Source organism: Pseudomonas sp. BJa3 (assembly GCF_026343815.1).
GTDB classification, from domain to species: Bacteria; Pseudomonadota; Gammaproteobacteria; order Pseudomonadales; family Pseudomonadaceae; genus Aquipseudomonas; species Aquipseudomonas soli.
The window spans coordinates 277,835-303,698 of record NZ_JAOXMC010000006.1 but is presented as its reverse complement, the minus strand read 5'-3'; the positions used below and the strand labels follow the sequence as shown (position 1 = coordinate 303,698).

Sequence of the window (25,864 nt, the reverse complement as noted above, 5' to 3'; positions counted from 1 at the left end):
GAGAGGCTTAGTTCAGCACCCGCGCCGGCTCATCCGGCGGCAGGTTGTCCCGCCCACGCGGCTGCTTCGCCTGCCCGGGCACCGAGCCGCCCAACTGCTCGGCCAACTGCTGCGCCACATCCTCGCCCAGTGCCTTCGATACATCGCGCACCACCCGCGGACGGTTCAACGTCACGCGGCGGTCTTGGCTTTTCACCAGCTTGGTGTCCTGCCCTTCACCCATGGCGGTGAACGCCGAGGTGATCTCGTAGGTGCGGGTGTTGATCAGGCTGAAGTCGGCGACCACGGTCAGGCCCAGCACCGCCGAGTAGCTGTCGGTGTGGTCCAGCGAGTTGATGTCCTGCTGGAAGTCGATGTCCGACAGGGTGCCGAACAGCACGTAGTCGGCACCCTTGAACGCGCCGTTCTTGATGCGGCGGATCACGTCGTACACGTCCTCCTTCGAGTCGGCGGTGTAGGGGCGGCCCTGGACCAGCTGGAACATGCCGGTCTTGAGGATCTCACCCTTGATGTCGCCACCGAACTTGCGCAGCTCGGTCTGCTCGATGTAGCTGTTGAGGCTCTCGTACTCGCTGTAGCTCGACTGGCCGCTGGCGTGGTACATGCCGGCCTGGCCGCTGCTCTGGGCGTTGATGGTGTGGATGTATTCCTCCACCTGCGCCTGGTAGGCCAGGTCGGTCACCGCCACCTTGGGGGCCGCCTGCGCGCCGAAGGCGCAGGCCAGGCCGATTATTGCCATCCATGCACGCATCGATCAGCGCTCCGTGGTCTTGCGGATTTCTTTTTCGTCCATCCACTCGGCCAGGCCGCTTTCCACGTCGATCAGCTGCAGGCTGAACTTGTAGAACACGTCCTTGTAGTCGCTGCTGCGCTTGACGATCGAGCTGATCGAGCCTTCCAGGCGGTATTTGGCGGCTATCATGTTGCCGGTCTTGGCCACGGTCTTCTTCTTGTACAGGCCGCTCTGGTTCTGCAGCTTGAGCTGGTCGACCTGGCTCTGCATGTCGGTGTTGTCGCTGGCGAAGCGGGCGGCGCCGGATTTCATCAGCTGGGTCTTGATCGAGGTGGTGATCTCGCGGGTGTCGATGTACTCGCTGGTCTTGTTCTTCACGTCGTACACCTGCACCACCGGGCGGCCGTGCAGCACGCCGGACTGGGCCAGCGAGCGGGTCATGCTCTCGGCTATCATCTGCAGGTCGGTGGAGCCGAACTCGTTGGTCACCAGTTCGACGGCCTTGCTGTCGCCGTAGCTGATGTTCTTGCCGCCGAGAACCGGCGAAGGGGTGCTGCAGCCGCTGACCAGGGCGATGGCGAGGGCGGCGAGGGAAAGGCGTGCAAACATCGAACGTGCTCCTGAAAGGGGGTTACCGGGTGTGGACTTCGAGGCGGAAGTCACGGGCTGCGGGGGTCGGTGCGATGGCGGGCAGGAACTTGGCCTGCTTGCCGTACAGCGGCAGGGCCTTCCAGCTCTCTTCATCGGCCACCGGGAAACCATCGCTGCCCAGCCAGGCGAAGCGGTAGAACAGGGTCTGGTTGCTGCGGCTGCTGTTGGTCAGCGCCACGTTGACGGTGAGATAGCCGTTTTCGCGGGCGACGCGCATCTGGCCGATCTCGATGTCATCCAGCTGGCCCATGGTCACCACCTTGCTGGCGGCGCTGCCCGGGGCAGGGGGCGGGGTGGCGCAGCCGGCCAGGAGGGCGACGGCGGCCAGGGCGAGGCATGTTTTGCGCATGTTCGATCCTTGGGTTACTTGAGGCTGGCGACAGCAGTGGCTGCGGCCTGCGGGGCGACTTCGACGGACGGGCCGCCAGCGAACACGCGGTTGCCGACCACGCGCAGGCTGACCACCTGGTAGGGGCGATCGACTTTCACCGTGATCTGGGTACCGCCGAGGCTCGACGGCAGGCTCACGTGGTGTTCGCCCTGCTTGAGGCGTACACGGGCCACCTGGGTTTCGTTTGGCAGGGTGCGCCAGGTACGGGTATCGGCACCTTCCAGCACGGTGGAGGCAATGCCCACCACCAGCCCGGCCATCGGGTTGGTCTGGTTCAAGTTCTTCTGCGCCACGCCGCGGCTGATGGCGCGCACGCTGGTGCGCAGGATGATGCCAGGCATGTCGTCGCGCAGGGCGCGGCGTGACATGGCGGTGGTGCTGTTGAGCGCGGTCAGGGCCAGGACCTTGTCGTTGAGCTGAATCTCGCTCAGGTGCGCGGTCGAAGTGTCCTCCCTGATGATCGGGAACGACAACGGAGTGATCACCAGGTTGTCCTGGATCGGCAGTGGCAGCGGGATGCGGATCGAATCACGAGCCGGGGCCAGGCCGGTCTGTACCACGATCAGCACGTCGCTTTCACCGGCCTTGGCGCTGTTCTTGTCCAGCTCCAGCAGCGCCTGGTCCAGCAGCGGGGTATTCGGGCGCAGCTCGGCGGCCTTGCGGTAACCCGGCGCGGCCAGGCCCTTCTCGCCGAGGGCTTCGTAGACATAGCCGGACAGGTAATGGCTGAAGGCGCTCTGGTAGCTGTTCTTCAGGCCGACCACCTCAGGGGCGTCGAGGCTGGCGACCGGGTAACCCTGCAGGTCCTTGTATTCGGTCTTGATGCCTTCCTTCTCGGCCTCTTCCTCGCGCTTGAGGTATTCCTTGTCGCGCAGCTCGGCGATGATCGCCTCACGCTCGTGGGTCTTCTTGATCTCGGTGCGGGCGCCGTCGAAGTCGTTCTGCGCCAGCAGGTTCAAGGCCATTTGCGTGGTCAACATGACTTTTTCGTAGTCGTAGCCTTCGTAGCGGCGCACCTTGTCGTTGACCAAGTAGCTGCCAAACTGGCTCAGGTACTTGTCGGTGTCGAGCTTGACCGACTCTTCCCACTGGAACACCACGCTGTCGGCCGAGCGCCAGGCGTCCTGGCTGCCCTTGAGGTCGCCCTTGGAGCGCAGCAGCTCGCCTTTCTCGAAGTAGTAGAGCAGGTCTTTCTTGTCGCCCTTGTTGTTGCTTTCCAGCAGGGCGAGGGCGGCGTCGACATTGCCGGCGGCCAACTGCTTGTTGGTCTCCTGCAGTTCGCTGTCGTAGCTGCGGAACACCGAGCAGCCGGTAAGCTGCACGGCGGCGACCAGGGTCGCCAGGGTGAGGGCGCGGGATACCATCGGACTTCTTCTTTCCCTGAAACGGTTGGCCGCGTGGGCGGGGGCGGCAGATCCCTCTGTTTTATCGCCAGAACCTCTCGATGGAGGCGCCTTGATTGCTAATGGCTATTACGGCGGCGCGGAATTATACCCAAAGTAGTAGCTATGTGATGGCGAATTGCTTCGCATTTTCTGCAGGCGTGCCATCGGTCGAAAAAGCGCTTTCCAGGCTGTTGACAGGTCAATTTGTCGCAAGATTTTTCATGAAATCTGCCAGTGAGCCTTGAGCGGGAGAGAGTGGAAGTGAACAATGTTCTCTTTCGTATTTCCGTCGAGATTGGCCATGATTTCCCGTTCCCGTCTGCTTGCCTGGCTGCCTGCCCTGTTGCTTGGCCCGGTGATGGCGCTGTGCAGCACCCCGACGCTGGCCGAAGCACCCGCCGAGGCGACCAAGGCGTTGCATCTGCTGGATTACATCGGTGCCGACTACCCACCGACCGTGCGCGACGGCAAGGTGGTGGACGACGGGGAATACCGCGAGCAACAGGAGTTCAGCGGGGTGCTGGCCGAGCTGGTCAAGGGGCTGCCCGAGCATGCCGAGCGCGGCGCGCTGGAGCAGGGTGTCCAGAGCCTGCGCCAGGCCATCGACCAGCGTCAGGATGGCGCCGGCGTTGCCCGTCAGGCCCGCCAGCTGGGTGCGCGGCTGGCCGTGGCCTACGAGGTAAGCCAGGCACCGGTGATCACCCCGGACCCGGCCCGCGGCGCATCGCTGTATGCCCAGAATTGCTCGATCTGCCACGGCGATACCGGGCTGGGCGATGGCCCGGCCGGCGTCGGCCTGGAGCCTGCGCCGGCCAACCTGCGCGATGCCGCGCGCCTCGACCAGCTCAGCCTGTTCGACCTGTACAACACCCTCGGGCTGGGCATCGAGGGCACCGAGATGCCCTCGTTCGCTGACCAGCTCGACGAGCGCCAACGCTGGGACGTGGCGGCCTACATCGCCAGTTTCACCGCCGATCCGCAGGCGGCAAAGAGCGACAAGACCTGGAACCTCGCCGACCTGGCCCGGCAGACCCCGGCCGAGGTTGCCGCCAATGAAGGCGCAAACGCCGTGGGCGCGTTCCGCGCCCGGCGGGCGCAACCGCCGCAGGTCAAGCGTGGCCCGGCGCAGCTGCTCGAGTACACCTCCAGCACCCTGGACAAGAGCCTGGCGGCTTACCGTGCCGGCGACCACGACCAGGCCTACGACTTGTCGGTGGCGGCTTACCTGGAAGGCTTCGAGCTGGTGGAAAGCTCGCTTGACAACATCGACACCCAGGCCCGCAAGGACACCGAGAAGTCGCTGATGGCCTACCGTCAGTCGCTGCAGGACGGCCTGCCGGTGGCCCAGGCCGAACAGCGCCTGGCTGAAGCCAAGGTCAAGCTCGAACAGGCCTCGAAGCTGCTGGGCAGCGATGGCCTTAGCTGGTCGTTGAGCTACATCTCCGGCCTGCTGATCCTGCTGCGCGAGGGCCTGGAGGCGATCCTGGTGCTGGCGGCGATCCTCGCTTTCCTGCGCAACACCGGCCAGCAGTCTGCGGTGCGTAGCGTCAACGTCGGCTGGGCCCTGGCGCTGGTCGCCGGTTTCGCCACCTGGGCCCTGGCGGCCTACGTGATCGATGTCGGTGGCGCGCAGCGTGAGCTGCTCGAAGGCTGCACGGCTTTGTTCGCCGCGGTGATGGTGCTGTGGCTCGGCGTGTGGATGCACGACCGCCGCCACGCGGCCGCCTGGCAGGACTACATCAAGAGCAGCCTGGTCAGTGGCGGCGGGCGCTTCGGCTTTGCCGTGCTGGCGTTCTTCTCGGTGTATCGCGAGTTGTTCGAGGTGATCCTGTTCTACGAGACCCTGTGGCTGCAGGCCGGGCCTGCTGGCCACCAGGCGGTTCTGGCAGGCGGTGCCACGGCGCTGGTGCTGCTGGTGGGCCTGGCCTGGGTGATCCTGCGCGGCTCGGCCAAGCTGCCGCTGTCGCTGTTCTTCAGCATCAACGCGGCTTTGCTCTGTGCGCTGTCGGTGGTGTTCGCCGGGCATGGCGTCAAGGCGCTGCAGGAGGCCGGCGTCCTGGGTACGCGGCCGGTGGCGTTCTTCGAGTTCGACTGGCTGGGGATCCACGCCGATCGCTACTCACTGAGCGCGCAGGCGGTGGCGTTGCTGGCTATCGTGTTCCTCTATGGGCGCAGCCGCTTGGCCGAGAAGCGCCGGGCGGCGGCCAGCTGAGTCTGTGCAGTGGGAAGGGGTGGTGTGCCGCCACCCCGCCCCGCAATGAGGCTGGGGCTGGCATAATGTCCGCCCGGAGCACAGGATTAATCTCATGCGTGTATGGATCGATGCCGACGCCTGCCCCAAGGCGGCCAAGGACCTGATCGTCAAGTTCGCCCTCAAGCGCAAGCTGGAGGTGGTGATGGTGGCCGGCCAGCCGCAGATCAAGCCGGCTTTCGCCTGCGTGCGGCTTATCGTGGTGCCCAGCGGCATGGACGCGGCCGACGACTACCTGGTGGACAACGCCGAGCCCGGCGAGCTGGTGATTTGCAGCGACGTGCCGCTGGCCGACCGCCTGATCAAGAAAGGCGTAGCCGCGCTGGACCCGCGTGGCCGCGAGTTCGACGAGCGCAACATGGGCGAGCGCCTGGCGGTGCGCAACCTGTTCACCGAACTGCGCGAGCAGGGGCAGGTGGGTGGCGGGCAGGCACCTTATGGCGAACGCGAGAAGCAGGCGTTCGCCAATGCCCTGGACCGGATTCTGGGACGGCTTTCCAAGCGTTGAGTACGTGGGGTTGCCGGTTCCCGCATGTGTAGGTGATCCTGTGGGAGCCGGCTTGCCGGCGATGGCCTGCGTAGCAGGCCTTCGAGGCCTTACTTGTCACCCTCGTGGGTCAGCTCCAGCACCCGATCCACCAACTTGTAGATGCCACCCGCCGCCTCGCTGATCGACTTGGCCAGCATGTACGCCGGGGTAGTCACCAGCTTGCGCTGGGTATCTTCGACGATGTCATGCACATCGCACTCTTCATGGGTGCCGCCCATCTTCACCACCGCCGCGCTGGTATCGGCGTCAGTGCCGATGGTGCAGACCACGCCCGGCCCATAGATCTTCGCCGCCAGGGCCGGCGAGATGCAGATCAGCCCGACCGGCTTGCAGGCGCCGGCAAAGGCCTCGGCCAGCGCCAGCACGTCCGGTTGCACGGTGCAGTTGGCGCCTTCGACGGCAAAGTTCGACAGGTTCTTCGCCGCGCCGAAGCCTCCCGGCACGATCAGGGCGTCGAAGTCCTCGACCTTGGCTTCGCGAATGTCCTTCACCTCGCCACGGGCGATGCGCGCCGACTCCACCAGCACATTGCGCGATTCGGGCATCTCTTCCCCGGTCAGGTGGTCGATCACATGCATCTGCGCGATGTTCGGCGCGAAGCACTGCACCTGGGCGCCGCGCTGGTCCAGGCGCAGCAGGGTGATCACGCTCTCGTGGATTTCGGCGCCGTCGTACACGCCGCAACCGGACAGAATCACCGCAACTTTTTTCGTCATGCTCAATACTCCAGTGTCGAGGCGCTAAATGTCCTCTAGTTTGGCAGATGTAGCCATGGGATTTGCCCCAGTGCGGGCCTAATCTTCGTGGACAACCTTGGAGGTGGCCGTTCATGGACCTGATTCTGCTGGCCGTGCCGTTCTTCTTCGTGCTGATCGCGGTGGAGCTGATCGCCGACCGCGTACGCGGGCGCCGCAACTACCAGCTTGCCGACTCGATCAACAGCCTGAGCACCGGTGCGCTGTCCACCAGCACCGGCCTTCTGACCAAAGGGGTGGGGCTGATCACCTATGCCGTGGCCTGGGAGCACCTGGCCTGGCTGCGGCTGCCGGCGGGTGCCTGGTGGGTGTGGGTGGTCGCTTTCGTGCTCTACGACCTCTGCTATTACTGGCTGCACCGCCTGGGCCACGAGCGCAACGTTTTGTGGGCCGCGCACTCGGTGCATCACCAGAGCGAGGAGTACAACCTCACCACCGCCTTGCGCCAGACCAGCAGCGGTTTTCTGTTTTCCTGGATCTTCTACCTGCCGCTGGCGTTGCTGGGTGTGCCGCCCCTGGTGTTCCTCACCGTGGCCTCGCTGAACCTGCTCTACCAGTTCTGGGTGCACACTCGCCATGTGCCCAAGCTGGGCTGGCTTGAGTGGATTTTCATTACGCCGTCCAACCATCGCGTCCACCATGCGCAGAATCCTCTGTACTTGGATCGCAACTACGGCGGCGTGTTCATAATCTGGGACCGGCTGTTCGGCACCTTCCAGGAAGAGGACGATCGCGAGCCGGTGATCTTCGGCGTGACCACGCCTTTGGCGAGCTGGAACCCGCTGTGGGCCAACGTGCAGTTCTACGCCCAGCTGTGGGACGACGCCCGGCGAACGGCCCGTTGGTGGGACAAGCTGCGTATCTGGTTCATGCCCACTGGCTGGCGGCCAGCGGACGTGACCGCCGCTTATCCACAGGCCAAGCAGGACCTCGCCGCGTTTCGCAAGTTCGCGATCCCGCTGGGCGGTGCACAGCAGTTGTACGTCACGGCGCAGTTCGCGGTCTACGTGGCGTTGGGCAGTTATCTGATGGAGATGGCGGACCAGGTGACGCCCGCAGCCCTGGCATTGGGCTGGACGGTAATGGCGTTCGGGCTGTTCGTGCTGGGCGTGGCGCTCGAGGATCGACCCTGGGCAGCGCGCCTGGAGCTGGCGCGCCTGCTGTCGAATGCGCCAGCGCTGTACCTGGCCGGCGCGCTGGGCTTAGTGCTGGTCACGCCCCTGTTCTGGCTGCTGCTCCTGGGTTACAGCCTGCTCAGCCTCGGCGGCCTGGCCCTCTGCCGCCGCGCGACGCTCGGCGCGGCTGTTGCGAAAGCGCCGGCGCAGCCAGAGCGCGAGGCCCAGCACCAGCAGGCCGCCGAGCACCCATAGCTCGTATTTCTTGATGCTGCCCAGCATGCCTTCGAGTATGGCGCCGAAGTGATAGGCGGCCAGGCCCAGGGCCAGGGCCCAGACTGCGGCGCCGATGCCGTTGAGCAGCAGGTAGCGGCGTGGCGGGTAGCCGGACAGGCCGATGGCCACCGGCATCACCGTGCGCAGGCCGTAGACGAAGCGGAAGCTCAGCACCCAGATGTCCGGATGGCGGCGGATATGCTCCAGCGCGCGGTCGCCCATGGCTTGCCAGCGAGGCTTGCGGGCGAGGATCTTGCGCCCGTGGCGTCGACCCATGAAATACCACAACTGGTCACCGGCATAACTGCCACAGAAGGCCACCAGGACCACCAGCTTGATATCCATGTATTCGCGAAACGCAAGAAACCCTGCGAGCACGAGGATGGTCTCGCCTTCGAAGAACGTGCCGAGAAAAAGGGCAAAGTAGCCGAAATCGTTCAGGAATTGTTGAAGCATTTTCTGGCGTGCTGGCGAAATGAACGCGCAGCCTACCCCTTCGGGCGCGTTCGGGAAAGTGTCCAAATGTGTCTCGACGTGAACAATTCCTACAAGGACAATGACTGCGGCCACAAGTCGCAGGGTTGCCCTCGGGTGTCACACAGGCGTCATAATGGCCGCTTATAACTGTCGCGCTCGCCCGCCTGCGCGGGCTCAGGAGTCTGCCGTGAGCTTTACCCCCGCCAATCGTCTGTTTCCTGCCACCCGTCTGCGTCGCAACCGTCGGGACGAATTCTCCCGTCGTCTGGTTCGCGAAAACACCCTGACTGTCGATGACCTGATTCTTCCGGTATTCGTACTGGACGGCGAGGGCCGCCGCGAAGAAGTGCCGTCCATGCCGGGCGTCGAGCGCCTGTCGATCGACCTGCTGCTGGAAGCCGCGCAGGCTTGGGTAGAGCTGGGCATTCCGGCGCTGGCGCTGTTCCCGGTGACCCCGACCGAAAAGAAATCCCTCGATGGCGCCGAAGCCTGGAACCCGGACGGCATCGCCCAGCGTGCCACCCGCGCCCTGCGTGCCCGCTTCCCGGAACTGGGGGTGATCACCGACGTGGCCCTTGACCCGTTCACCACCCACGGTCAGGACGGCATCCTCGATGAGGAAGGCTATGTGCAGAACGACATCACCGTCGACGCCCTGGTGCGTCAGGCGCTGTCCCATGCCGAGGCCGGCGCCCAGGTGGTCGCCCCGTCGGACATGATGGACGGCCGTCTCGGCGCGATCCGTGAAGCCCTCGAAGTGGCCGGCCACGTCAACGTGCGCATCATGGCCTACTCGGCCAAGTACGCCAGTGCCTACTACGGCCCATTCCGTGATGCGGTCGGCTCGGCGCTGAACCTGGGCAAGGCCAACAAGGCCTCCTACCAGATGGATCCGGCCAACAGCGACGAGGCCCTGCACGAAGTGGCCACCGACCTTGCCGAAGGCGCCGACATGGTCATGGTCAAGCCGGGCATGCCGTACCTGGACATCGTTCACCGGGTGAAGACCGAGTTCAAGGTGCCGACCTTCGTCTATCAGGTCAGCGGCGAGTACGCCATGCACATGGCCGCGATCCAGAACGGCTGGCTCAGCGAAGCCGTGATCCTCGAATCCCTCACCGCATTCAAACGGGCAGGCGCCGATGGCATCCTGACCTATTTCGCCGTGCGTGCCGCTCAAATGATGAGAGGGCAGTAACGCTCTCCAGGAACGTCAGATGAATAACGAAGTGCTCAACCCTGTCGCGATCAAGGATGCCCAGGCCGTGCCCGAAGAAATGGTGCAGACCCCGCCCGACCTGCCGGCGGTAGCGCAGCCGGAACCTGTCGCTGAAGCCGCCCCGGCCCCTGTGCCTGCGCCGGCCCCGGCGATCGCCGTGCCGAGCCTGGACGACAGCAGCCTGTACATTCATCGCGAGCTTTCGCAGCTGCAGTTCAATATCCGCGTACTGGAGCAGGCGCTGGACGAGTCGTACCCGCTGCTCGAGCGCCTGAAGTTCCTGTTGATCTTCTCCAGCAACCTGGACGAGTTCTTCGAAATCCGTGTGGCGGGCCTGAAGAAGCAGATCAACTTCGCCCGCGAACAGGCCGGCGCCGATGGCCTGCAGCCGCACCAGGCGCTGGCGCGGATCAGCGAGCTGGTGCACCTTGAAGTGGATCGGCAGTACGCGATCCTCAACGACGTGCTGCTGCCGGAGCTGGAAAAACACGCCATTCGCTTCATCCGGCGCCGTTACTGGACACCCAAGCTCAAGACCTGGGTACGACGCTTCTTCCGCGACGAGATCGCGCCGATCATCACCCCGATCGGCCTCGACCCGACCCACCCGTTCCCGTTGCTGGTGAACAAGAGCCTGAACTTCATCGTCGAGCTCGAGGGTGTCGACGCCTTCGGCCGCGATTCGGGCTTGGCGATCATCCCGGCACCGCGCCTGCTGCCGCGGGTAATCCGGGTGCCGGAAGACGTCGGCGGGCCTGGCGACAACTATGTGTTCCTGTCGTCGATGATCCATGCCCATGCCGATGACCTGTTCCAGGGCATGAAGGTCAAGGGCTGCTACCAGTTCCGCCTGACCCGTAACGCCGACCTGGCGCTGGACTCGGAAGAGGTCGACGACCTCGCCCGTGCCCTGCGCGGCGAGTTGTTCTCGCGCCGCTACGGCGATGCCGTGCGCCTCGAGGTAGCCGATACCTGCCCCAAACACCTCTCCGACTATCTGCTCAAGCAGTTCAGCCTGAGCGAGAGCGAACTGTACCAGGTCAACGGCCCGGTCAACCTGACCCGTCTGTTCAGCATCACCGGGCTCGACAGCCACCCCGAGCTGCAGTACACGCCGTTCACCCCGGCGATCCCCAAGCTGCTGGTGAACGCCGACAACATCTTCAGTGTGATCGGCAAGCAGGACATCCTGCTGATGCACCCGTTCGAATCGTTCACCCCAGTGATCGACCTGCTGCGTCAGGCCGCCAAGGACCCGCACGTGCTTGCCGTGCGCCAGACGCTCTATCGCTCGGGTGCCAACTCGGAGATCGTCGACGCCCTGGTGGACGCGGCGCGTAACGGCAAGGAGGTCACGGCAGTGATCGAATTGCGCGCACGCTTCGACGAAGAGTCCAACCTGCAGATGGCCAGCCGCCTGCAGGCCGCCGGCGCGGTGGTGATCTACGGGGTGGTCGGTTTCAAGACCCACGCCAAGATGATGCTGATCCTGCGCCGCGAGCAGGGCGAGATCGTCCGTTACGCACACCTGGGCACCGGCAACTACCACGCCGGCAACGCCCGCCTGTACACCGACTACAGCCTGCTGACCTCCGACGACGCCCTCACCGAGGACGTCGGCAAACTGTTCAGCCAGTTGATCGGCATGGGCAAGACCCTGCGCATGAAGAAGCTGCTGCACGCGCCCTTCACCCTGAAAAAGGGCATGCTCGACATGATCGCCCGGGAGACCCAGTTCGCCCTGGAGGGCAAGCCTGCGCACATCATCGCCAAGTTCAACTCGCTGACCGACGCCAAGATCATCAAGGCGCTGTACAAGGCCAGCCAGTCGGGCGTGCGCATCGACCTGGTGGTGCGTGGCATGTGCTGCCTGCGTCCGGGTATACCGGGGGTGTCGCACAACATCCATGTGCGCTCGATCATCGGCCGCTTCCTCGAGCATACCCGGGTGTTCTACTTCCTCAATGGCGGCGAGGAGCAGATCTACCTGTCCAGTGCCGACTGGATGGAGCGCAACCTCGACAAGCGTGTCGAGACCTGCTTCCCGGTGGAAGGCAAGAAGCTGTTGCTGCGGGTCAAGAAGGAGCTGGAAGGGTACCTGACCGACAACACCCAGGCCTGGACCCTGCAACCGGACGGGCGCTACGTGCGCAGCACCCCGACCGGCAACCAGAATCCGCGCAGTGCCCAGGCGACCCTGCTGGAGCGCCTGAGCAACCCGGTCCTCAACGTACGCTGAGAACGAAGCCGACCCGGGCCAGCCACTCCGCCTCGTTGGCGAAGTCGGCCTGGGTCAGCTGGTTTTCTTCCAGCCAGTTTCCAGGGAAGATCACTTCCAGGCTGTTGTCGCCGGCCTGCAGCACCACTTTCGGCATCTGCTGGGTGCCGCGGATGTGATGGAAGAGGATGGCGAAGCGCAGCAGCACGCACAGGCGGATCAGCTTGATGCCTTCGTCGCCGAACTCGGCGAACTTGTCCTTGGGAATGTTGCGGCGATGGCCGCGCACCAGCAGGGCCATCATCTGCTGGTCCTCGCGGGAGAAGCCGGACAGGTCGGAGTGCTCGATCAGGTAGGCACCGTGCTTGTGGTAGTGGTAATGGGCGATGTCCAGGCCCACTTCGTGCACTTTCGCCGCCCAGCCAAGAAGATCGCGCCAGTTGCCGTCCTCGAGGTCCCATGCCTTGGCCACTTGGTCGAAGGCGTGCAGCGCCTTGCGCTCGACCCGTGCGGCCTGGCCCTGGTCGACGTGGTAACGCTCCATCAGCGAGTTCAGGGTGCGCTCGCGCACATCTTCGTGATGGTGGCGGCCCAGCAGGTCGAACAACACGCCTTCGCGCAGGGCACCGTCGCAGTGTTCCATACGCTGCAGCTCCAGCGCATCGAAGATCGCCTCGAGGATGGCCAGGCCTGCGGGGAAAATGGTTCGGCGATCGGGCTTGACCCCTTCGAAGTCGATCTTGTCGGTCTCGCCCAGCTTGAACAGCTTGCGCTTGACCCAGGCCAAGCCCTCGGCGTTGACCTCGCCATTACCCAGTCCGCCGGACTTGATGGCGGCGCCGATGGCGCGGATGGTCCCGGACGAGCCGATGGCCTCATCCCAGGTCAGGCGGTGCAGGGCGTTCTCGATGCTCATCAGCTCCAGGCGCGCGGCGGTGTAGGCCTGTGCGTAGCGCGCCGGGGTAATCTTGCCGTCGCGGAAATAACGCTGGGTGAAGCTGACGCAGCCCATTTGCAGGCTTTCGCGCAGCAGCGGCTCGAAACGCTGGCCGATGATGAACTCGGTGCTGCCGCCGCCGATGTCGGCAACCAGGCGCTTGCCCGGGGTGTCGGCCAGGGTGTGGGACACGCCCAGGTAGATCAGGCGCGCCTCTTCACGGCCGGAAATGACCTCGACCGGGTGGCCGAGGATGGCCTCGGCGCGCTGGATGAATTCGTTGCGGTTGCGTGCTTCGCGCAAGGCGTTGGTGCCGACGATGCGCACCGCGCCCTGGGGCATGCCGTTGATCAGCTGGGCGAAGCGCTTGAGGCATTCCAGGCCGCGTTGCATGGCTTCTTCGCTGAGCTTGCGCTCATCGTCGATGCCGGCGGCGAGCTGAACCTTTTCTCCAAGCCTTTCGAGGATGCGGATTTCCGTATGATGGGCCTTGGCCACGACCATGTGGAAGCTGTTGGAGCCCAGGTCGATGGCGGCGATCAGAGACAGGTTCTTCGCGGTGGTATGCGGCATGGTCTGGAGGTTCTCGGTCGTTAACCCGGCAATCGTGCCACGATCGTGGTCCTACGCCAACGAGCGGCACTGCAAGGCTTGATGCATGGCAATGTCATAGCAATGTTATGACCGTGATATGACAGTTTCGATTCGTGGCGTCTTGCACAACTATAGTTACACTCAATCGTCTGTGGCTTCCTGTCGCGCCTGGGTGCGGCTATGATGGGCAACGTTTTTTTGTGCTTACGACCTGGAGATATCCATGAGCAGCGATCTTATCAAACATGTCACCGACGCTACCTTCGAAGCCGAAGTCCTGCAGGCTCAAGGTGCGGTACTGGTCGACTACTGGGCTGAATGGTGCGGTCCATGCAAGATGATCGCTCCGGTTCTGGACGACATCGCCACTGAATACGAAGGCAAGGTGACCATCGCCAAGCTGAACATCGACGAAAACCAGGAAACCCCGGCCAAGCACGGCGTGCGTGGCATCCCGACGCTGATGCTGTTCAAGAACGGCAACGTCGAGGCCACCAAGGTCGGCGCGTTGTCCAAGTCGCAGCTCAAAGCGTTCCTCGACGCCAGCCTGTGATGTGAAGAAGCCCCGCAAATGCGGGGCTTTTCTTTATCTGTTGTAGGTGGTTTTCCTGAGGGCTGGCGAGCCCCGGCCTTGCGGCCATCCAGTCGGATGGCCCCGTAAAACACTGGCCAAAACCACTAGACGTCGAAAAAAGCAAGTGTTACATTCGGCCTCGCACTGCTTCTCCAGTGCCCTCTGCACGCCGTCGCCGAAGCATCCCTAATTCGAATCAGTACGCGATCCTGTCGCCATCTAGCGGCGCGGCCTCATTAAGCCAACTGCTTAATTTTTCCCTTCCTTACATGATTACGTCACTCCCCTTATGAACCTGACAGAACTCAAGCAAAAGCCGATTACCGATCTTTTGGAAATGGCCGAACAGATGGGCATCGAAAACATGGCCCGTTCGCGCAAACAGGACGTGATTTTCGCCCTGCTGAAAAAGCATGCGAAAAGCGGCGAAGAGATCTCGGGTGACGGCGTGCTGGAGATTCTCCAGGATGGTTTCGGTTTCCTGCGTTCGGCGGATGCCTCTTACCTGGCCGGCCCTGACGACATCTACGTTTCGCCCAGCCAGATCCGTCGCTTCAACCTGCGCACCGGCGACACCATCGTCGGCAAGATCCGCCCACCGAAGGAAGGCGAGCGTTACTTCGCGCTGCTGAAGGTCGATACCATCAACTTCGACCGTCCGGAAAACGCGAAGAACAAGATCCTGTTCGAAAACCTGACGCCGCTGTTCCCGAACAAGCGCCTGAAGATGGAAGCCGGTAACGGCTCCACCGAAGACCTCACCGGTCGCGTCATCGACCTGTGTGCCCCGATCGGCAAAGGCCAGCGTGGCCTGATCGTCGCACCGCCGAAAGCCGGTAAGACCATCATGCTGCAGAACATCGCGGCCAACATTACCCGCAACAACCCCGAGTGCCACCTGATCGTCCTGCTGATCGACGAGCGCCCGGAAGAAGTGACCGAGATGCAGCGCACCGTGCGCGGCGAAGTGGTCGCCTCGACCTTCGACGAGCCGCCGACCCGCCACGTGCAGGTCGCCGAGATGGTCATCGAGAAGGCCAAGCGCCTGGTCGAGCACAAGAAAGACGTGGTCATCCTGCTCGACTCCATCACCCGTCTGGCGCGTGCCTACAACACCGTGATCCCGAGCTCTGGCAAGGTGCTGACCGGTGGTGTCGATGCCCACGCCCTGGAGAAGCCGAAGCGCTTCTTCGGTGCCGCCCGTAACATCGAGGAAGGCGGTTCGCTGACCATCATCGCCACCGCGCTGGTCGAGACCGGCTCGAAGATGGACGAAGTGATCTACGAAGAGTTCAAGGGTACCGGCAACATGGAGCTGCCCCTGGACCGCCGCATCGCCGAGAAGCGTGTGTTCCCTGCCATCAACATCAACAAGTCCGGTACCCGCCGCGAAGAGCTGCTGACCGCCGACGACGAACTGCAGCGCATGTGGATCCTGCGCAAGCTGCTGCACCCGATGGACGAAATCGCCGCCATCGAGTTCCTGGTCGACAAGCTCAAGCAGACCAAGACCAACGATGAGTTCTTCCTGTCGATGAAGCGCAAGTAAGCTTCCCGGCCAGGTACTGAAAGGGGCTGCTTTGCAGCCCATCGCCGGCAACGCGGCGATGGGATCGCGAAGCGGCCCCTTTTCATTTTTTGCCCCCAAACAAGGCGTGAACGGCGCTACACTCTGCACCCCGACCGATACGCCCAACACGAGGCCTTTGCATGCAGTATCGCGATCTGCGCGACTTCATTCGTGGCCTGGAACAGCGCGGTGAACTCAAGCGCATCCAGGTTCCCATCTCCCCAGTTCTGGAAATGACCGAAGTCTGCGACCGCACGCTGCGCGCCAACGGCCCGGCCTTGCTCTTCGAAAAGCCCACTGGGTTCGACATGCCGGTGCTGGGCAACCTGTTCGGCACCCCCGAGCGCGTGGCCATGGGCATGGGCGCCGAGTCGACCGAAGAACTGCGCGAGATCGGCAAGCTGCTGGCGTTTCTCAAGGAGCCCGAGCCGCCGAAGGGCCTGAAGGACGCCTGGTCGAAGCTGCCGATCTTCAAGAAGGTCGTGTCCATGGCGCCGAAGGTGGTCAAGGACGCGGTATGCCAGGAAATCGTGGTCGAAGGCGATGACGTTGACCTCGGCCAGCTGCCGATCCAGCACTGCTGGCCGGGCGATGTTGCGCCGCTGATCACCTGGGGCCTGACCGTGACTCGCGGGCCGAACAAGGAACGCCAGAACCTGGGCATCTATCGCCAGCAGGTGATTGGCCGCAACAAGGTGATCATGCGCTGGCTGAGCCACCGCGGCGGGGCGCTGGACTACCGCGAATGGTGCGAGAAGCATCCTGGCCAGCCGTTCCCGGTAGCCGTGGCGTTGGGCGCGGACCCGGCGACCATCCTCGGTGCCGTGACCCCGGTCCCGGACACGCTTTCCGAATACGCCTTCGCTGGCCTGTTGCGTGGCAACCGCACCGAACTGGTCAAGTGCCGTGGCAACGACCTGCAGGTACCGGCTACCGCCGAGATCATCCTCGAAGGCGTGATCCACCCCGGCGAGATGGCCCCGGAAGGCCCGTACGGCGACCACACCGGCTACTACAACGAAGTGGACAGCTTCCCGGTGTTCACCGTCGAGCGCATCACCCACCGGCAAAAGCCGATCTACCACAGCACCTACACCGGCCGGCCGCCGGATGAGCCGGCGATTCTCGGCGTGGCGCTGAACGAAGTGTTCGTGCCGATCCTGCAGAAGCAGTTCCCCGAGATCACCGACTTCTACCTGCCGCCGGAAGGCTGCTCGTACCGCATGGCGGTGGTGACCATGAAGAAGCAGTACCCGGGCCATGCCAAGCGCGTCATGCTGGGTGTGTGGTCGTTCCTGCGACAGTTCATGTACACCAAGTTCGTTATCGTCACCGACGACGATATCAACGCCCGCGACTGGAACGATGTGATCTGGGCCATCACCACGCGCATGGACCCCAAGCGTGATACGGTGATGATCGACAACACCCCCATCGACTACCTCGACTTCGCGTCGCCGGTATCGGGGCTGGGGTCGAAGATGGGCCTGGACGCCACGCACAAATGGCCGGGCGAGACTACACGCGAATGGGGCCGGGTCATCGTCAAGGACGAGGCCGTCACCCGCCGTATCGATGAGTTGTGGGACCAGTTGGGAATAGATTGATGCAGGTAACCTTGCAGCCTTCCGGGGCGGTACTGGCGGTCGAACCGGGTGAAAGGATTCTGGATGCGGCACGGCGCCTGGGCTATGACTGCCCGAGCAGCTGCCGCAACGGCAACTGCCATGTATGTGCCGCGCTGCTGGTGGAAGGCAGTGTTCGCCAGGAAGGCCAGGTGCGCGATCACGGTGAGCTGTTCACCTGCATCGCCGAGCCGCTGGAGGACTGTGTGTTGCTGTGGGATGGTGTGCTGGCCCTGGGCGAGCTGCCGCTGCGCAAGCTGGCCTGTACCGTGACCGAGTGCGTCGAGATCGGTGGCGATGTCTGGCGCGTGCGCCTGCGCGCGCCGGCCGGCAAGCCGCCCCGCTACCACGCCGGGCAATATCTGATGATCGAGCGCGAGGGTATGGACAAGGCGGCTTTTTCGCTCGCTTCGGCGCCCCACGGTGGGCGTGAGCTGGAGTTGCATGTGCTGGCCCGCGAAAGCAGTGCCGTGCAGTTGATCAAGCAGTTGCAGCGCAATGGCCTGGCCCGCATCGAACTGCCATTTGGTGATGCTCACCTGGCGGAGTTGCCCGATGGCCCGCTGGTACTGATCGCCGCCGGGACCGGCATGGGGCAGATGCACAGCCTGATCGAGCACTGCCGGGCGCAGGGCTTCAAGCACCCGGTGCACTTGTACTGGGGTGTACGCCGGCCTGAAGACTTCTACCAGATCGAGCACTGGGCTGAGTGGGAGCGTCTGCCGAACCTGTTCCTGCACAAAGTGGTCAGCGATCTGTGCGGTTGGGAGGGGCGCTGTGGCCTGCTCCACGAAGCGGTATGCGAGGACATCGGCGACCTGAACCAGGTGCATGTCTATGCCAGTGGCTCGCCGAACATGGTCTACGCCACCCTCGATGCATTGGTCGAGGCCGGCATGGATGCCCACCGCATGCGGGCTGACGTGTTTGCCTACGCGCCACGCGGGTGAAGTAACCCGGCACGCTGCAAGGGCGTGCCGGGTTTAATAACCAAGTTTTTTCTGTTGGTTATATGGCGGGGATTGTTACCGGTGCGGGTAATAAGTTTCGCTATACTCGGATTATTAGTTTCCGTTCAGCGGATGCTTTAATGAAATCCTGTTTTCGGGGTTGAGTGCAAAGTGCGTTCTGCCTTACGTTAGGCGCCAGGTAAATCGCCGGGCAAGCCCGTTCCCATGCGATCCTGGCGGGCCTTTGTGGAAGCGGGCTTGCTCCGCGATAGCATCCGAACAGGCACGGCAATACCTGCACTTTGGTAGTTCTCAGGAATTAATGGCGGCAGCTCATGTCGACGCTTGAAAGTTCATCCTGGCAAATAGCCTATCCGCCGTCACTCGACTTCGGGCAGCAGTTGACCCGTGAACAACTGCAGCGTTCGATGCAGGAAACCATGTCCCAGCACGAAGGCGGCCCGGTCTGGCTGTTTGCCTATGGTTCGCTGATCTGGCGCCCCGAATGCAACTCGGTCGAGCGGCAGCGGGCGCGGGTGCATGGTTATCACCGCGGCCTCTACCTGTGGTCCCACGAACACCGTGGTACACCGGAGTGCCCAGGCCTGGTGTTCGGCCTGGACCGTGGGGGCTCCTGCAGCGGCTTTGCCTTCCGTCTGGACGAAACCAACCTGCACGACTCGCTCATGGCCCTGTGGCAGCGTGAGATGCCGTTCCCGGCCTATCGTCCGCATTGGCTGAGCTGCCGCCTGGGCGATGGCAGCAAGGTGCAGGCGCTGGGTTTCGTGCTGGAGCGGCACCTGCCGTGCTACGCGGGCAACCTGCCGGACACCCTGCTCAGCCAGATCCTCGCCAGCGCCAAGGGGCGCTACGGCACCACGCGCGATTACGTGGAGCAGACCCTCAACGCCCTACGCAGCCACCAGATGCCCGATCGCAACCTGGAAGCGCGCTTCAGGCGTTGCCACAACCTGCGCGAGGTGTGAGCCCCGCGCATCGGCTTCACTCCTGGCCGGCGGCGGTGCCGAGGAACTTGCGCAGGAACTGGCGTGTGCGCTCTTCCTTCGGGTTGGCGAACAGTGCCTTGGCCTCGCCCTGCTCGACGATCACGCCCTTGTCGAAGAAGATCACCCGGTTGGCGACATCGCGGGCGAAGCTCATCTCGTGGGTGACGATGATCATGGTGCGCTTTTCCTCGGCCAGGCTACGGATGGTCTCCAGCACTTCACCGACCAGTTCGGGGTCGAGCGCCGAAGTGGGCTCGTCGAACAGAATCACTTCCGGCTCCATGGCCAGGGCCCGGGCGATGGCCACCCGTTGCTGCTGGCCGCCGGACAGGCGCCTGGGGTAGGCGCCTTCCTTGCCTGCCAGGCCGACCTTGGCCAACAGGCGCCTGGCCAGCTCGATGGCCTTGTCGCGGGGCGTCTTCTTGACGATCACCGGCCCTTCGATGACGTTCTCCAGGGCGGTGCGATGAGGGAACAGGTTGAAGTTCTGGAACACGAACCCGGCCTGTTGGCGCAGGCGGCGGATAGCACCCTGTTGGCCGCCGAGCGGACGGTTGGCATCGATGCTGATATCGCCGACCTGGATGCGCCCGGCATCGGGGGTTTCCAGCAGGTTCAGGCAGCGCAGGAAAGTGGTCTTGCCCGAGCCGCTGGGGCCGATGATGGCCACCACTTCGCCGGGCTGCACGCTCAGGTCGATGCCGTTGAGCACGGTCTGGCCCTTGAACTGCTTGGTCAGGCCTTCTACTACGATCATCTCAGTGCTCCTGGTCGTGCTGGTTGACCCGCGCTTCCATGCGGTTCTGGAAGTGCGCCAGGATGCTGCAGAGGATCCAGTAGACCACCGCGACAGCCAGGTACATGGTGAAGACCTCGAAGGTCCGTGCGGTGATCAGCTGTGCCTGGCGGAATAGCTCGGGCACCTGGATGGTCGCCGCCAGGGCGGTGTCCTTGACCAGCGAGATGAAGCTGTTGCCCAGCGGAGGCAGGGCAGTGCGCAGGGCTTGCGGCAGGATCGCCCGGCGCATGGCCTGGGTGCGGGTCATGCCGATGCTGGCTGCGGCTTCCCACTGGCCACGGTCGATCGAGGAGATTGCCGCGCGGAGGATTTCGCAGACATAGGCCGCCATGTTCAGTGACAGGCCGATCAGCGAGGCGGGGATCGGATCGAGCTCGATGCCGATCTGCGGCAGGCCGAAGTAGATCACGAACAGCTGCACCAGCAGCGGCGTGCCGCGGAAGAACGACACATAGATGCGCGCCAGCCAGTCCAGCGGCAGGATCTTCGACAGCCGCATCAGCGCCAGGGCAAAGCCCAGCACCAGGCCGAAGAACATGCCACCGACGCTGAGCAGCACGGTATAACCCGCACCCTTCAACAGGAAGGGCGCGGAATCGACAACGAGTTGCAGGCTTTCAGCGATCATTTGGTGACATCGGCACCGAAGTATTTTTCGGACAGCTTGGCCAGCGAGCCGTCGGCCTTGAGCTTGTCGATGGCCTTGTTCAGCGCATCGAGCAGTTCAGGTTCGCCTTTGCGCAAGGCCACGCCCGATTCCAGCTTGGAGAATTTCTCGCCAGCGAGTGCGGTCGGTTTCTTGTCCTTGGCGGTTTTCTGGACGTACTCGAGTGCAGCCAGGCGATCGATCAGGATGGCGTCGATACGACCGTTGCGCAGGTCGGCGAACTTGGACGGGTCATCTTCGTAGGTGCGCACATCGGCTGTCGGCACATCCTGTTTGACCCATTGCTCATAGTTGGTGCCCAGGCCGACACCGACCTTCTTGCCACCGAGATCGGCGGCAGTCTTGATGTTTTTCTCGTTGTCACTGCCCTTGAGTACCAGGGCCTGAATGCCGGAAACGGTGTACGGCTCGGAGAAATCGTACTTCTTCTTGCGTTCCTCGGAGATGGTCACCTGGTTGATCACCACGTCGAGGCGCTTGGATTCCAGTGCAGCGAGGATGCCGTCCCACTTGGTCGGCTGGACCTTGGCCTTGACCCCCAGCTCCTTGGCCAGCAACTCGGACAGCTCGACCTCGAAGCCGGTCAGCTTGCCGTTTTCGTCCTGGAAGCTGAACGGTGGATAGGTGCCTTCCAGGCCGACGTTGATCACGCCTTTTTCCTGGATGGTCTTCAACTGCTCGCCGGCAAAGGCCTGGCCGAGCAAGCCGGCGCCGAGCAGGAGCGCCAGGCTGGCGTTGAGAAGGGGTTTGGCGAATTTGGTCATGGCATGCCCCGCGCTTGTTGTGGAAGTAGTGAGGTGGCGACTATAGAGGTGGGCTTCATAGGCCGGGAAATAATAAAAAATCAGGTTATTATTCCAAAACTGCAAATTGCAGCGGCTTATACCCGACTTAGCTCAGGATGGAATAAAGCGTTGTTTTTTCCAAGAGGCAGATTTGACGTATCGTGTTTTGCACCTCCTTGTAGGAGCGTATGCATACCGAGAAAGCCGCCTGGCAGGAGAAACACCGTGAGCGAACAACCATCAACCGGGCACTGGCAGTTGCAGGGTATCGTCAGTGGCCTGCGCAACGCCCGCGAGCAGTGGCGCAGCAGCAATGGCCGCAGCAGCGGCGAGCAGGGCGGGCGCGAACTGCCGTCGCGCGAGGCGCTGCGGCAAATCCTCGAGCAGCTTTGCGGCGCGCTGTTCCCGATGCGCCTAGGGCCGGTGGACCTGCGCGAGGAGAGCGAGGACTTTTATGTGGGCCATACGCTCGACGCTGCGCTGACCGCGCTGTTGGCCCAGGCACGCCTGGAGCTGCGCTACGCGGCGCGCCATGGCAAGACTGATGTGATCGATGTCGATACCCACGCCCTGCGTCTGATCCAGGACTTCGCCGCAGCCCTGCCGGCGCTGCGCGTGCTGCTGGACACCGACGTACTCGCCGCCTACCACGGCGACCCGGCGGCGCGCAGCGTAGACGAGGTGCTGCTGTGCTACCCGGGCATCCTGGCGATCATCCACCACCGGCTGGCCCATCACCTGTACCGGGCCGGCCTGCCGCTGCTGGCGCGGATCAGTTCGGAGCTGGCGCACTCGGCCACCGGCATCGATATCCATCCCGGTGCGCAGATCGGCCCTGGCTTCTTCATCGACCACGGCACAGGCGTGGTAATCGGTGAGACCGCGATCATCGGCGAGCGGGTGCGTATCTACCAGGCGGTGACCCTGGGCGCCAAGCGCTTCCCCAGCGACGAGTCCGGCACCTTGCACAAGGGCCTGGCGCGCCACCCGATCGTCGAGGACGACGTCGTGATCTACGCCGGCGCGACCATCCTCGGGCGTATCACCATCGGCAAGGGTTCGACCATTGGCGGCAACGTCTGGCTGACCCGCAGCGTGCCGGCTGACAGCAACATTACCCAGGCGAACCTGCAGCTCGATTGCGAGGGCAAGAAAGCCCTCTAGCTCTAGGCTTATGAGGCGTGGCGGCGGGACTTCCCGCCACCACCTCGATCACGCCCTGGAGCGGCATCGGGTCGCATTGAAATCCAATCCATGTTTAACTTGAACGCTTGTTCAACGAAAAACGCTGGTCCATTGCCGGTGTTCAAAAGGAGGAATCGCCTTTGCTGAACCCGTTCAATCCGAACCTCACGTCCCGTGACGAGGTGCCCGTTCAATGAGTGCACCGACCCCCGACCTTGCCAACGGCAAGATCCGCATGAACCCCCCCGTGTTCTATTTCGCGGCAAGCTTCATCCTCATTTTTGGCTTGATCGTCATCGCTCAGCCCCAGGCTGCCGGCGAGTGGTTGCTGGCAGCGCAGAACTGGGCGGCCAACACGGTCGGCTGGTACTACATGCTGGCCATGACCCTGTACCTGGTCTTCGTGGTGGTCACCGCCTTGTCGGGCTACGGCAAGATCAAGCTCGGCGCCGACCATGACGAGCCCGAGTTCAGCTACCTGTCCTGGGCCGGCATGCTGTTCGCCGCCGGCATCAGCATCACGCTGTTCTTCTTCTGCGTCTCTGAACCTCTGACCCACATGCTCCAGCCGCCCCAAGGCGAGGCGGGCACGGCCGAGGCCGGGCGCCAGGCGATGCAGATCCTGTTCCTGCACTGGGGCCTGCACGGCTGGGGTGTGTTCGCCTTCGTCGGCATGGCGCTCGCCTACTTCGCCTACCGCCACAACCTGCCACTGGCCCTGCGCTCGGCGCTGTACCCGCTGATCGGCAAGCGCATCAACGGGCCGATCGGCTACGCGGTGGATGGCTTTGGCATTATCGCCACGGTATTCGGCCTGGGCGCCGACATGGGCTTTGGCGTGCTGCACCTGAACGCAGGCCTGGACTACCTGTTCGGCATCAGCCACAGCCAATGGGTGCAGGTGATCCTCATCACCCTGATGATGGGCGCGGCCGTGGCCGTGGCGGTCGCCGGGGTGGAGAAGGGCGTGCGGGTGATGAGCGACATCAACCTGTTCCTGGCCTGCGCGCTGCTGCTGTTCGTGTTGTTCGCCGGGCCCACCCAGCACCTGTTCAACACCCTGATCCAGAACCTCGGTGACTACCTTGGCGCCCTGCCACGCAAGAGCTTCGATGTGTACGCCTACGGCGAGCAGCGCGACTGGCTGGGCGGCTGGACGGTGTTCTACTGGGCCTGGTGGATTGCCTGGGCGCCGTTCGTGGGGTTGTTCATCGCCCGTATCTCGCGGGGCCGGACCATCCGCGAGTTCGTCTTCGGCGTGCTGCTGATCCCGCTGGGCTTCACCCTGGCGTGGATGTCGATCTTCGGTAACAGCGCCCTTGACCAGGTGATCAACCACGGCATGACCGCGCTCGGCCAGTCAGCCCTCGACAACCCGTCGATGAGCTTGTACCTGCTGCTGGAAACCTACCCGTGGAGCAAGGCGGTGATAGCCGTGACGGTGTTCATCAGCTTTGTGTTCTTCGTCACTTCGGCCGACTCCGGCACCGTGGTGCTGTCGACGCTGTCGGCCAAGGGCGGTGGCGCCGACGAGGACGGCCCGAACTGGCTGCGAATCTTCTGGGGGGCGATGACCGCGCTGATTACCAGCAGCCTGCTGTTCGCCGGCAGCATCGATTCGCTGAAGTCGGCGGTGGTGCTGACCTCGCTGCCGTTCTCGCTGATCCTGCTGTGCATGATGTGGGGGCTGCACAAGGCCTTCTACCTGGAAAGCCAGCGGCAGATCGCGCAGATGCATTCGCTGGCGCCGTTCGCCCAGTCCCGGCGTGGGCGTGGCGGTTGGCGCCAACGCCTGAGCCAGGCGGTGCACTTCCCGTCTCGGGACGAGGTGTATCGCTTCATGGACGACGTGGTGCGCCCGGCGATCGCCGAAGTGCGCGAGGTGTTCGAGCAGAAGGGCCTGGTGCTGATCACCCAGGACGACCCGAGCCACGACAACGTCAGCCTGAAGATCGGCCATGGCGAGGAGCAGCCGTTCATCTACCAGGTGCAGATGCGCGGGTACTTTACGCCGTCGTTCGCCCTGGGCGGGCTGGGCACCCAGGACTTGAAGAACCGCCGCTACTACCGTGCGGAGGTGCATCTGTCCGAAGGCAGCCAGAACTACGACCTGGTGGGCTACAGCAAGGAGCAGATCATCAACGACATCCTCGACCAGTACGAGCGGCACATGCAGTACCTGCACCTGGTCAGGTAGATCGCTGGCGACGCTATGCGGCCCTTTCGCAGGCTCCCACAGGGTTGTTGCAAAACCTGTGGGAGCTGGCTTGCCAGCGAAAGGAAGCCAAAGGCCTCCCCCGATCTTTCAGAACGGCGCATCCCCCAGGATGGTCGCCCGATGCATCACCCGCCGGCTGGGCCGGTAATCATCCACCGCAAAGTGCTGCGTCACGCGGTTGTCCCAGAACGCCACGTCATTTTCCTGCCAACGCCAGCGAATGCTGAACTCCGGCCGCGTCGCATGGGCGAACAGCAGCTTGAGCAGCGCCTCGCTCTCCTGCTCATTCAATTCGTTGATCCGCGTGGTGAAACCTTCATTGACGAACAGCGCCTTGCGTCCGCTGACCGGGTGCGTGCGCACCACCGGGTGCGACAGCGGCGGATTGTTGCGCCGGGTCGTCTCCCAGCGGGCCAGGTCCTCGGGCGTAGTGCCGAAACGTTCCAGCGGGAACGACTTGGTGAAATCATGGGTGGCGGTCAGGCCGTCCAGCATTGTGCGCAGCGGCGCCGACAGCGCCTCGAACGCAGCGATGCCGCTGGCCCACAGAGTGTCACCACCAAAGGCCGGCAACTGCTTGGCGCTGAGCACCGCGCCCAGCGCCGGGGTCGGCAGGAAGGTCACGTCGGTGTGCCACACGGCGTTGTCGCGCACGTCGGTGACTGCGGTGTCGAGGATCAACACCTGCGGTGTCTCCGGCACATTGGGATAGATCGGGTGGATATGCAGGTCGCCGAAGCGGGCGGCGAAGCGCGCCTGCTGCTCGGGAGTGATTGGTTGATCGCGGAAGAACAGCACCTGGTGCTCGAGCAGCGCCTGCTCGATGGCGTCACGCTGTTGGGCATTGATGTCGCGGCTGATGTCCACGCCGCTGATCTGCGCGCCCAGTGCCGGGCTCAAGGGGGTAACGGTCAGGCTCATGTCTTTTCTCG

The 25,864-nt window shown here is 63.6% G+C and carries 22 protein-coding genes and 1 pseudogene; 12 read left to right on the top strand and 11 right to left on the bottom strand.

Annotated features, from left to right (window positions below; genetic code table 11):
* Window positions 1–7: 7 nt before the first annotated feature.
* Genes OH705_RS09685 through OH705_RS09670 form a run of 4 tightly spaced genes read right to left on the bottom strand, consistent with a single transcriptional unit; the run spans window position 8 to window position 3,139 of the window.
* Entirely contained in the window at window positions 8–751 is a 744-nt protein-coding gene (locus tag OH705_RS09685; protein WP_046857545.1) for a hypothetical protein, read from the bottom strand.
* A gap of 3 nt (window positions 752–754) precedes the next feature.
* Complete coding sequence (gene lpoB, locus OH705_RS09680) at window positions 755–1,342, bottom strand: penicillin-binding protein activator LpoB (protein WP_023632455.1); 588 nt, start codon at window positions 1,340–1,342, stop codon at window positions 755–757.
* Between the two features lie 22 nt (window positions 1,343–1,364).
* Window positions 1,365–1,733: a YcfL family protein gene (locus OH705_RS09675; RefSeq protein ID WP_038707145.1), complete on the bottom strand. Its 369-nt coding sequence runs from the start codon at window positions 1,731–1,733 to the stop codon at window positions 1,365–1,367.
* Between the two features lie 14 nt (window positions 1,734–1,747).
* Window positions 1,748–3,139 (bottom strand): COG3014 family protein, encoded by a 1,392-nt coding sequence (locus OH705_RS09670; RefSeq protein WP_267302042.1) that lies wholly within the window; start codon window positions 3,137–3,139, stop codon window positions 1,748–1,750.
* A gap of 289 nt (window positions 3,140–3,428) precedes the next feature.
* On the opposite strand from OH705_RS09670, the gene OH705_RS09665 reads away from it, so the two are divergent.
* Window positions 3,429–5,372 (top strand): cytochrome c/FTR1 family iron permease, encoded by a 1,944-nt coding sequence (locus tag OH705_RS09665; protein WP_267302040.1) that lies wholly within the window; start codon window positions 3,429–3,431, stop codon window positions 5,370–5,372.
* A 94-nt stretch (window positions 5,373–5,466) separates the two neighbouring features.
* Window positions 5,467–5,919 carry a YaiI/YqxD family protein gene (locus OH705_RS09660; protein ID WP_023630873.1) on the top strand — a complete coding sequence of 151 codons (453 nt, stop codon included), beginning with the start codon at window positions 5,467–5,469 and terminating at the stop codon, window positions 5,917–5,919.
* Window positions 5,920–6,008: 89 nt separating this feature from the next.
* Here the strand turns inward: OH705_RS09660 and elbB are convergent, their stop codons facing one another.
* The gene (gene elbB / locus OH705_RS09655; RefSeq protein ID WP_094011619.1) at window positions 6,009–6,677 is read right to left on the bottom strand and encodes an isoprenoid biosynthesis glyoxalase ElbB; all 669 of its coding nucleotides are present in this window, start codon (window positions 6,675–6,677) and stop codon (window positions 6,009–6,011) included.
* A 113-nt stretch (window positions 6,678–6,790) separates the two neighbouring features.
* Between elbB and OH705_RS09650 the strand changes: the two are divergent.
* A pseudogene (locus OH705_RS09650) lies at window positions 6,791–7,417 on the top strand (sterol desaturase family protein); the annotation flags it as partial.
* 501 nt (window positions 7,418–7,918) lie between these two features.
* Here OH705_RS09650 and OH705_RS09645 read toward each other — a convergent pair.
* Complete coding sequence (locus OH705_RS09645; protein WP_081941314.1) at window positions 7,919–8,563, bottom strand: DedA family protein; 645 nt, start codon at window positions 8,561–8,563, stop codon at window positions 7,919–7,921.
* A gap of 208 nt (window positions 8,564–8,771) precedes the next feature.
* Between OH705_RS09645 and hemB the strand changes: the two genes are divergently transcribed.
* Window positions 8,772–9,782 carry a porphobilinogen synthase gene (gene hemB / locus OH705_RS09640; protein WP_094011618.1) on the top strand — a complete coding sequence of 337 codons (1,011 nt, stop codon included), beginning with the start codon at window positions 8,772–8,774 and terminating at the stop codon, window positions 9,780–9,782.
* Window positions 9,783–9,861: 79 nt separating this feature from the next.
* Window positions 9,862–12,042 carry a polyphosphate kinase 1 gene (ppk1, locus tag OH705_RS09635; RefSeq protein WP_371041541.1) on the top strand — a complete coding sequence of 727 codons (2,181 nt, stop codon included), beginning with the start codon at window positions 9,862–9,864 and terminating at the stop codon, window positions 12,040–12,042.
* Here ppk1 and ppx read toward each other — a convergent pair.
* Window positions 12,029–13,531, bottom strand: a complete 1,503-nt coding sequence (gene ppx, locus OH705_RS09630) for an exopolyphosphatase (protein ID WP_023630296.1) — start codon at window positions 13,529–13,531, stop codon at window positions 12,029–12,031. The genes ppk1 and ppx overlap by 14 nt on opposite strands.
* Window positions 13,532–13,775: 244 nt before the next feature.
* Here ppx and trxA point away from each other — a divergent pair, with 244 nt between their 5' ends.
* The 5 genes from trxA (at window position 13,776) to OH705_RS09605 (ending at window position 19,257) form a co-directional block, all read left to right on the top strand.
* The gene (gene trxA / locus OH705_RS09625; protein WP_094011616.1) at window positions 13,776–14,105 is read left to right on the top strand and encodes a thioredoxin TrxA; all 330 of its coding nucleotides are present in this window, start codon (window positions 13,776–13,778) and stop codon (window positions 14,103–14,105) included.
* 310 nt (window positions 14,106–14,415) lie between these two features.
* The gene (gene rho, locus OH705_RS09620; protein ID WP_011536308.1) at window positions 14,416–15,675 is read left to right on the top strand and encodes a transcription termination factor Rho; all 1,260 of its coding nucleotides are present in this window, start codon (window positions 14,416–14,418) and stop codon (window positions 15,673–15,675) included.
* A 161-nt stretch (window positions 15,676–15,836) separates the two neighbouring features.
* A complete protein-coding gene (gene ubiD, locus OH705_RS09615) occupies window positions 15,837–17,303 on the top strand; it encodes a 4-hydroxy-3-polyprenylbenzoate decarboxylase (protein ID WP_267302032.1) in 1,467 nt (488 codons plus the stop codon).
* A complete protein-coding gene (locus tag OH705_RS09610; RefSeq protein ID WP_038707150.1) occupies window positions 17,303–18,271 on the top strand; it encodes a CDP-6-deoxy-delta-3,4-glucoseen reductase in 969 nt (322 codons plus the stop codon). The genes ubiD and OH705_RS09610 overlap by 1 nt, the downstream gene beginning before the upstream one ends.
* Before the next feature lie 335 nt (window positions 18,272–18,606).
* Complete coding sequence (locus OH705_RS09605) at window positions 18,607–19,257, top strand: gamma-glutamylcyclotransferase (protein WP_023630291.1); 651 nt, start codon at window positions 18,607–18,609, stop codon at window positions 19,255–19,257.
* Window positions 19,258–19,273: 16 nt separating this feature from the next.
* Here the strand turns inward: OH705_RS09605 and tcyN are convergent, their stop codons facing one another.
* The 3 genes from tcyN to tcyJ are packed head-to-tail and all read right to left on the bottom strand — an operon-like array spanning window position 19,274 to window position 21,508.
* Complete coding sequence (gene tcyN, locus OH705_RS09600) at window positions 19,274–20,035, bottom strand: L-cystine ABC transporter ATP-binding protein TcyN (protein WP_267302029.1); 762 nt, start codon at window positions 20,033–20,035, stop codon at window positions 19,274–19,276.
* Window position 20,036: 1 nt separating this feature from the next.
* Window positions 20,037–20,705, bottom strand: coding sequence for a cystine ABC transporter permease (tcyL, locus tag OH705_RS09595; protein WP_028689228.1), 669 nt, complete (start codon window positions 20,703–20,705; stop codon window positions 20,037–20,039).
* The gene (tcyJ, locus tag OH705_RS09590) at window positions 20,702–21,508 is read right to left on the bottom strand and encodes a cystine ABC transporter substrate-binding protein (protein WP_267302025.1); all 807 of its coding nucleotides are present in this window, start codon (window positions 21,506–21,508) and stop codon (window positions 20,702–20,704) included. Before tcyJ ends, tcyL begins: the two co-directional genes overlap by 4 nt.
* Window positions 21,509–21,754: 246 nt before the next feature.
* On the opposite strand from tcyJ, the gene epsC reads away from it, so the two are divergent.
* Entirely contained in the window at window positions 21,755–22,693 is a 939-nt protein-coding gene (gene epsC / locus OH705_RS09585; RefSeq protein ID WP_023630288.1) for a serine O-acetyltransferase EpsC, read from the top strand.
* A gap of 256 nt (window positions 22,694–22,949) precedes the next feature.
* Window positions 22,950–24,911, top strand: a complete 1,962-nt coding sequence (betT, locus tag OH705_RS09580) for a choline transporter BetT (protein ID WP_167335944.1) — start codon at window positions 22,950–22,952, stop codon at window positions 24,909–24,911.
* Window positions 24,912–25,019: 108 nt separating this feature from the next.
* Here the strand turns inward: betT and tauD are convergent, their stop codons facing one another.
* Window positions 25,020–25,853: a taurine dioxygenase gene (gene tauD, locus OH705_RS09575; protein ID WP_094011611.1), complete on the bottom strand. Its 834-nt coding sequence runs from the start codon at window positions 25,851–25,853 to the stop codon at window positions 25,020–25,022.
* Window positions 25,854–25,864: the final 11 nt, after the last annotated feature.

What these genes read in the sequence shown, in the direction of transcription:
- rho (WP_011536308.1), top strand. Translation starts at nt 14,416, where the DNA reads ATGAACCTGACAGAACTCAAGCAAAAGCCGATTACCGATCTTTTGGAA.
- lpoB (WP_023632455.1), bottom strand. Translation starts at nt 1,342, where the DNA reads ATGTTTGCACGCCTTTCCCTCGCCGCCCTCGCCATCGCCCTGGTCAGC.
- OH705_RS09665 (WP_267302040.1), top strand. Translation starts at nt 3,429, where the DNA reads ATGTTCTCTTTCGTATTTCCGTCGAGATTGGCCATGATTTCCCGTTCC.
- tcyN (WP_267302029.1), bottom strand. Translation starts at nt 20,035, where the DNA reads ATGATCGTAGTAGAAGGCCTGACCAAGCAGTTCAAGGGCCAGACCGTG.
- tcyJ (WP_267302025.1), bottom strand. Translation starts at nt 21,508, where the DNA reads ATGACCAAATTCGCCAAACCCCTTCTCAACGCCAGCCTGGCGCTCCTG.
- OH705_RS09685 (WP_046857545.1), bottom strand. Translation starts at nt 751, where the DNA reads ATGCGTGCATGGATGGCAATAATCGGCCTGGCCTGCGCCTTCGGCGCG.
- betT (WP_167335944.1), top strand. Translation starts at nt 22,950, where the DNA reads ATGAACCCCCCCGTGTTCTATTTCGCGGCAAGCTTCATCCTCATTTTT.
- OH705_RS09660 (WP_023630873.1), top strand. Translation starts at nt 5,467, where the DNA reads ATGCGTGTATGGATCGATGCCGACGCCTGCCCCAAGGCGGCCAAGGAC.
- ppk1 (WP_371041541.1), top strand. Translation starts at nt 9,862, where the DNA reads ATGGTGCAGACCCCGCCCGACCTGCCGGCGGTAGCGCAGCCGGAACCT.
- tcyL (WP_028689228.1), bottom strand. Translation starts at nt 20,705, where the DNA reads ATGATCGCTGAAAGCCTGCAACTCGTTGTCGATTCCGCGCCCTTCCTG.
- OH705_RS09605 (WP_023630291.1), top strand. Translation starts at nt 18,607, where the DNA reads ATGTCGACGCTTGAAAGTTCATCCTGGCAAATAGCCTATCCGCCGTCA.
- elbB (WP_094011619.1), bottom strand. Translation starts at nt 6,677, where the DNA reads ATGACGAAAAAAGTTGCGGTGATTCTGTCCGGTTGCGGCGTGTACGAC.
- OH705_RS09645 (WP_081941314.1), bottom strand. Translation starts at nt 8,563, where the DNA reads ATGCTTCAACAATTCCTGAACGATTTCGGCTACTTTGCCCTTTTTCTC.
- OH705_RS09675 (WP_038707145.1), bottom strand. Translation starts at nt 1,733, where the DNA reads ATGCGCAAAACATGCCTCGCCCTGGCCGCCGTCGCCCTCCTGGCCGGC.
- ubiD (WP_267302032.1), top strand. Translation starts at nt 15,837, where the DNA reads ATGCAGTATCGCGATCTGCGCGACTTCATTCGTGGCCTGGAACAGCGC.
- ppx (WP_023630296.1), bottom strand. Translation starts at nt 13,531, where the DNA reads ATGCCGCATACCACCGCGAAGAACCTGTCTCTGATCGCCGCCATCGAC.
- OH705_RS09610 (WP_038707150.1), top strand. Translation starts at nt 17,303, where the DNA reads ATGCAGGTAACCTTGCAGCCTTCCGGGGCGGTACTGGCGGTCGAACCG.
- OH705_RS09670 (WP_267302042.1), bottom strand. Translation starts at nt 3,139, where the DNA reads ATGGTATCCCGCGCCCTCACCCTGGCGACCCTGGTCGCCGCCGTGCAG.
- tauD (WP_094011611.1), bottom strand. Translation starts at nt 25,853, where the DNA reads ATGAGCCTGACCGTTACCCCCTTGAGCCCGGCACTGGGCGCGCAGATC.
- trxA (WP_094011616.1), top strand. Translation starts at nt 13,776, where the DNA reads ATGAGCAGCGATCTTATCAAACATGTCACCGACGCTACCTTCGAAGCC.